The following is a 6,528-nucleotide window of genomic DNA, read 5'->3' on the forward strand; positions in this document are numbered from 1 at the left end:
TGTGGCGCGCCCACGGTATTTCAGCGTTTTTTCTTCTTATTGAAGTCCAGTTCAAGTGCAAAGACGGCACTGTGAATTTTGCGTTCGGTGGCGACGCTGATGCCGACAAAGCGGCAGGACAGGCGGGTAAATTCGCGCATGACGCCCTCTTCTTCTTCACATTCAACGCCTTCATGGGTGAGGGTAATCAGTTCCATGTTGACCTTGAAACTGCCGTAACTCCCTAAGTCCAGTATCGCTTTGCTAAACACGCAGCCTGGATGTAACCCCTCCGGGATTGCACCATCAACCCTCAGCCCGACGCCACCTGCGGAAAGATCGTGAATACGTAGCTGAAATGGCTGTCCATTAGGATAATGGCCACTGCATAAGAATGCGCGCCATTGCGGTGGCGTAATGCGGAATTGACGACGCCGTTGGATATACATCAACTGTTTTGGCAACCGAGCGGATATCGCCTGCACCTGTTGATGCTGTGTTACTTCTGCTTGTTCAAGCAAAAACTCTATTTTGGCGTCTTGGCTTTCAATCACCACACGATATTCGTCGCTGGCAGATACGCTGTCACTATGACAATGAAAGACAATACTGTCGGCACCGACGCTCAATAATTGGCTTTGAAAAATCTGTTGCTGGTGCGTTGCAATACGTAGCGGTGTTCGCTGTTTGTAAATATCCCGCAGAATTGCCAGCACTTCGAAACGCTCCTGCTTGATAAACAATCCGTTATCAATCTGCTCCACTCGTCTCTCCTGACTACTTCCATTGACTTGAACAAAATTCCCTCATCGATAATTACCAAGAATAATCCTAAAGTCAAATTTCCTGTCAAAACGAAACCGTTTACGTCGACATGTCTTCGCTGGGCTGATGCACCGCAATATAGCGCTGATAACGTGCTGGCTTTAGCCGCTGTAGGTCTACCAGCACTAACCCGTCAATACAATTATTGAATGCCGGGTCGGTACCAAAATCGATAAACTGCACGCCGCCCGGCTCGCACAATTCTGAGTACTGTTTGTACAGCGTTGGGATAGAACACCCCATATTATTTAACAGGCTCTTTAACCTGACTAAATCAGCCTGATAATCATTTCCTGTAAATTGCGCGAGCACTTGCGGCAAGGAGGCCGGATAGGGTTGCCGAGATTGCGCCAATGCATGGTCAGTAGAAAAATACAGCCGATAGAATGCAATCAGGAGGTCACGCGCGGCGACCGGCAGGCTGCCAGAAATGGAAACCGGGCCAAATAAATAGCGATATTGCGGATATTTTGCCAAATAAGCGCCGATCCCCAACCATAGGTAATCCAAGCCCCGCTTACCCCAATATGACGGTTGGATAAAACTACGCCCCAGTTCAATACCCTGTGCCAGAATCGGTGTCATATCATGATCATAATGAAACAGGCTGTTACTGTAGATACCTTCCAACCCTTTGCGCTCCAGCTGTTCGGCCGTCGGAATAAACCGATAAGCGCCCACAATATCCAGCTCATCTTCATCCCACAGCACCAGATGGTAATAATCGTCGTCAAAACTGTCTAAATCCCGACGCCGACCGGAACCTTCGCCGACCGCACGGAAAGCGATCTCGCGCAGGCGCCCAAGCTCACGCAGAATGGGGGAGCGTGCCTCATCTTGCCGGCGATACAGAAAGATGATCTTCCCGTCGGGTGTGGTACCCAACCGTTCACAGGCCAATAGCGCTTTTTTGAGTTCCAGACGATTCTCTGGCAGTGCAATGGGGGATTCACTGGCAAACAGCCCAGGCTTTCCCTGCCCCAGCCGATACACATGGCGTCGGAAACGCTCTGCCAATTCGTGAGCGCCGGTGCGGCCATCGTGCCAATGGGCAAAGGGAATACGCCCGCCAATGCGAATTTTGATACGCCCGCCCTGCTGCTGGAACATTTCACGCACCAACAACAATGTCGATAAGGGGCGATACATCATGGAGGCAAGGTAAAAAAGATGGCTATTACGCGCAGTGATATGAATCGGCACGATAGTCGCACGCGTTTTGGCCGCCAGCCGCACGAAACCGGTGTGCCAATGACCATCACGAATACCCTGCGGGCTGACGCGAGAAACCTCTCCGGCTGGGAACACAATCAACACGCCTTGATTCTCCAACTGTGCCTGCATGGCTTCGATCTGTCGGCGGTTGGTTTTATATTTGACGTTATCGACAGGGATAAACAGGCTACGTAACGGTTCGATATAGCTGAGTATCTGGCTGGCCACCACCTTAACATCACGGCGCACCGCCGCCACGGCACGCAGCAACACTAAACCGTCCAATGAGCCAATCGGATGATTCGCAACCAGCACCACCGGGCCTTGGCTCGGTATGTTTTCCAACTCGCCATCCACCCGTTCACAGCTCAAATTAAAATAATCCACCACCTGTTCAATCAGATCGAAATCTCTCAGATTCGGGTAATCGGCGGCAAATTGCTTGAATTCTTTTTCGAAAAGTAAACGTCTCAATACACTACGCTGCCAGGCGGGAGTATGGCGATGAGGAAACGCATCTTGCAGCAAGGTGTCCAAGCTAAACATCGTGTTATCTCCTTTGCCTCGTTTTAGCCAACCTAAGCCGGCAGCATGACGGCAACGTGTCAGTAAGATGACGAATAAATGATTCTACGTGTGCTCGCCACGTCATTAATCACACCGGATGAGTAATACATATCCCGTATTATCGATGAGTATAGACAACGGCCCGATTTTGATTTCGTGATGAAAACGAACGCTATCCCGAGGTGTCAGCCGAATAAAAATGCTGTATTCACCTGCGTTTGATGGCGTACTTCGCTTAATTTTTCGAACAATGAAAGGTGTAATAAAATAATTTATTGATATTGATGGTGTTATTGTTTCATTAGCCTTTGGCAGTTTATCGCGCATTACAGATTGTTTTGCTCGATTAATACACGTCATCGATGTGCCATGCTCTCTAAGAGGTAGATGTCCGAATTCAGCCATCACACCGCATCGATTCATGCAATAATCATGGCATCAACATGAAGGAGTAATCCCATGCAGACTTTTTTAATTGACCGTATGGCGACGCCGATTGGTGAGCTGATACTGATTGCCGATGAACAAGGCCATATGCGCGCATTAGATTGGACAGAACACGAAGATCGGTTAATGAAGTTGTTGAACACCCACTATCGCACCGTCCGTTTTCAATTGCAGGCACAGCGTAACCCCGGCGGCCTTACCGATATAATGCAGCAGTACTTTGCAGGTGATCTCAGCGTAATTAATCATGTGCCTGTGATGACGGCTGGTACCGAGTTCCAACGTACCGTTTGGCATCACTTGCGGCAGATCCCGTGTGGCGAAATCATCACTTACGGCGAATTGGCAAAGCGTATTGGCCGCCCAACGGCTTCGCGCGCGGTCGGTATGGCCAACGGGAGCAATCCGATCAGCATCGTCGTACCTTGCCACCGGGTTATTGGTTCGCAGGGGGCGTTGACGGGTTACGCTGGCGGCGTCCAACGCAAACAATGGCTGTTACAGCACGAAGGGTATTTGCCAAAAACGCGGCTTTAATCGCTGGCAGCGTAAATACGCTGCCTTCAATCGTTATTGATAGATTCCCCATCCCCCGCGTCAATGCCCGCGATAAATGTCGATTTTCTTTCTGATAAATAGCGAATTTTACTATTTTCAACAAGTGAAACGGGCAATGGATTAATAGCTACAGACACAATGCCCCTAATTCTTGCTATTGCTGTACTTATCACCTGCCTGAAAAGATGTTAAAATTGACTCATATCAATTAATGCGTGAGCGTACTCTATGATCCCAGAAAAACGCGTGATTCGTCGTATCCAATCTGGTGGCTGTGCGATCCACTGCCAGGACTGCAGCATCAGTCAGCTGTGCATCCCTTTCACTCTTAATGCGCATGAGCTGGATCAGCTCGACAATATTATTGAAAGGAAAAAGCCGATTCAGAAAGGGCAAACCCTGTTCAAAGCCGGTGATGAGCTGAAGTCTCTCTACGCCATCCGCTCTGGGACCATAAAAAGCTACACGATTACTGAGCAAGGTGATGAACAAATTACCGGTTTCCATCTGGCCGGCGATTTAGTGGGCTTTGACGCTATCGGCGGTTTAAAGCACCCGAGCTTCGCGCAGGCTTTGGAAACCTCAATGGTTTGCGAAATTCCTTTCGAAACGCTGGACGATCTGTCCGGTAAAATGCCTAACTTACGCCAGCAAATTATGCGCTTGATGAGTGGCGAAATTAAAGGCGATCAGGATATGATCCTGTTGTTGTCAAAGAAAAATGCCGAAGAGCGGTTGGCGGCTTTTGTCTATAATCTGTCGCGCCGTTTTGCAGAGCGTGGATTTTCGCCGCGTGAGTTTCGTCTGACGATGACGCGTGGCGACATCGGTAACTATTTAGGCTTGACGGTAGAAACCATCAGCCGCTTGTTGGGTCGTTTTCAGAAGAGCGAAATCCTCAGTGTGAAAGGTAAATACATCACCATTGAGAATGCCGATGCCCTTTCGCAATTGGCCGGTACGCCGCGTCTCAATGTTAGCGTAACCGCCTAATCCATTAGTCGGGTTGATAATTAAGGCAATTATTGATCCGACTCATTTCTGCCACTGTTCTGTTTTTCAATGTTGGATTACTCTGTAAATTGACAGCCTGTTAATTTACGGCTGTAAGGAGGCACTATGGCGAAGTATCAGAATCTTTTGGTGGCTATTGACCCCAACCAAGATGACCAACCGGCACTGCGACGGGCTGTGTATCTGGTAAAGCGGAACGGCGGGCGTATTAAAGCCTTCCTTTCTATTTATGATTTCTCGTATGAAATGACCACGTTGCTCTCCCCTGATGAACGCACCGCTATGCGGCAAGGCGTCATTAACCAGCGTGTCGCTTGGATCAAGGAACAATGCCGTTTTTATCTTGAAGATGGTGTTCCTATCGAAATTAAAGTGGTGTGGCATAGCCGGCCATTCGAAGCCATTATTCAGGAAGTGCTGAACGAACAACATGATTTGCTGTTAAAAATGGCACATCAACACGATCGGTTAGAATCGGTGATCTTTACGCCTACCGACTGGCATCTGCTGCGAAAATGCCCGTGCCCGGTCTGGATGGTGAAAGATCAGCCTTGGCAGGACGGTAGCAAAGCGGTGGTGGCAGTTAATCTGTCGAGTGAGGAGCCATATCACGATCCTCTTAACCTCAGATTAGTGCAAGAAACGCTCGAACTGGCGAAAAATGTCAACCAAACCGAAGTGCATTTAGTTGGTGCCTATCCCGTGACGCCAATCAATATCGCCATCGAACTACCCGATTTTGATCCCAGCGTGTATAACGATGCGATTCGCGGCCAACATCTGATTGCCATGAAGGCGCTAAGACAAAAATTCGGCATCGATGAAGAATTCACCCATGTTGAAAAAGGCCTGCCGGAAGAAGTTATCCCAGATTTAGCCGAACACCTGCAAGCCGGTATCGTGGTGCTTGGCACCTTGGGGCGAACAGGTATTTCTGCCGCGTTTATTGGTAATACCGCTGAACATGTGATCGATCATCTTAAATGTGATTTGCTGGTCATTAAACCGGCTGACTTCAACTGCCCCATGGAGGCCGATGAAGATGACGAACATGATGATGAAGATTAACTAACACGACGCAAAGAGATAACGCTTCGCCAAAATCAGGGTTTCATAAACGCGAATGCCGCTCAGTTAACGCTGAGCGGCATTTTTATGAGCTGACGACTTTTCCAGCGCTTAGAATGATATTTTAAACCAGCGGCAACTTTTTTTTACCGTATTTTTTGCCGAACAACCAACGCCCTGATTACCTTTAGACTGTTGGTTGCAAATGTGGATAGCGGTAAAAATATCGCCCGATAGTCAACTGGTTTTAGAAACTAATTCTAAATCCTGCGTTTGCATAAATCGGTGTTTCTACCTTGTTACCCTTCTGATAGTTAACTTCCGTATAAATTGACGCGTTATCCGCCACATCAGCGGTAACACCGAGCCCATACTTACCGGTGCTACTAGAATAGTTACTATCGAATGAAGTTTTGTTAATTTCTATCGCGTGACGTTTGATAAACTCGCGTGACATTGCCGCTTTCACATAAGGCCTGACGCTACGCCCTAGCACGCTGAACTCACTTTCTAGCAATGTACCCACCTCGCCCTTAACGCTGTTTGCTGCATGGAGATTGGCTTCCATGCCGTTATCCAGTACATAGTCAGCCTTCCCTAGCCGGGAGTAAGCAACTTTACCGTAAGGTGTCAGCCTGAATGCCTCTAACGTGATGGCATATCCGGCCTCTGTTGAAGCGGTGAGCGTATTCTGGCTATAATCGCCTTTAACGCGGTGACCATCATTCATATTTGTACGCACCTCATTACGGAGATGGTTTGTAGTGGTCAACAAAAACTAGCCACGGTTTTAGAGTTTTTCCAGAACAATCTTTCTGATTCATTCGGCGTCAAACCACCATTATATTGATGGGG

The 6,528-nt window shown here is 48.3% G+C and carries 6 protein-coding genes; 3 read left to right on the forward strand and 3 right to left on the reverse strand.

Annotation, left to right across the window (positions count from 1 at the left end; all coding sequences use genetic code 11):
• Positions 1 to 20: 20 nt before the first annotated feature.
• Together ACQKDS_RS08660 and ACQKDS_RS08665 are read right to left on the reverse strand one after the other, a co-directional pair.
• Entirely contained in the window at positions 21 to 743 is a 723-nt protein-coding gene (locus tag ACQKDS_RS08660) for a flagellar brake protein (protein ID WP_399668002.1), read from the reverse strand.
• A 100-nt stretch (positions 744 to 843) separates the two neighbouring features.
• Complete coding sequence (locus ACQKDS_RS08665; protein WP_399667999.1) at positions 844 to 2,565, reverse strand: lysophospholipid acyltransferase family protein; 1,722 nt, start codon at positions 2,563 to 2,565, stop codon at positions 844 to 846.
• Positions 2,566 to 3,045: 480 nt separating this feature from the next.
• Between ACQKDS_RS08665 and ogt the strand changes: the two genes are divergently transcribed.
• The 3 genes from ogt to uspE all read left to right on the forward strand — a co-directional run bounded on the left by ogt (position 3,046) and on the right by uspE (position 5,673).
• Positions 3,046 to 3,570: a methylated-DNA--[protein]-cysteine S-methyltransferase gene (gene ogt / locus ACQKDS_RS08670; protein ID WP_399667996.1), complete on the forward strand. Its 525-nt coding sequence runs from the start codon at positions 3,046 to 3,048 to the stop codon at positions 3,568 to 3,570.
• Positions 3,571 to 3,819: 249 nt separating this feature from the next.
• Positions 3,820 to 4,584 carry an FNR family transcription factor gene (locus ACQKDS_RS08675; RefSeq protein WP_399667993.1) on the forward strand — a complete coding sequence of 255 codons (765 nt, stop codon included), beginning with the start codon at positions 3,820 to 3,822 and terminating at the stop codon, positions 4,582 to 4,584.
• A gap of 126 nt (positions 4,585 to 4,710) precedes the next feature.
• A complete protein-coding gene (gene uspE / locus ACQKDS_RS08680; RefSeq protein WP_399667990.1) occupies positions 4,711 to 5,673 on the forward strand; it encodes a universal stress protein UspE in 963 nt (320 codons plus the stop codon).
• 247 nt (positions 5,674 to 5,920) lie between these two features.
• Here the strand turns inward: uspE and ACQKDS_RS08685 are convergent, their stop codons facing one another.
• Positions 5,921 to 6,448, reverse strand: a complete 528-nt coding sequence (locus tag ACQKDS_RS08685) for an autotransporter outer membrane beta-barrel domain-containing protein (protein ID WP_427673879.1) — start codon at positions 6,446 to 6,448, stop codon at positions 5,921 to 5,923.
• Positions 6,449 to 6,528 lie beyond the last annotated feature (80 nt).

The sequence above is a fragment of the Serratia sp. NPDC078593 genome (genome assembly GCF_050268245.1).
Lineage (GTDB): Bacteria > Pseudomonadota > Gammaproteobacteria > Enterobacterales > Enterobacteriaceae > JBNNGK01.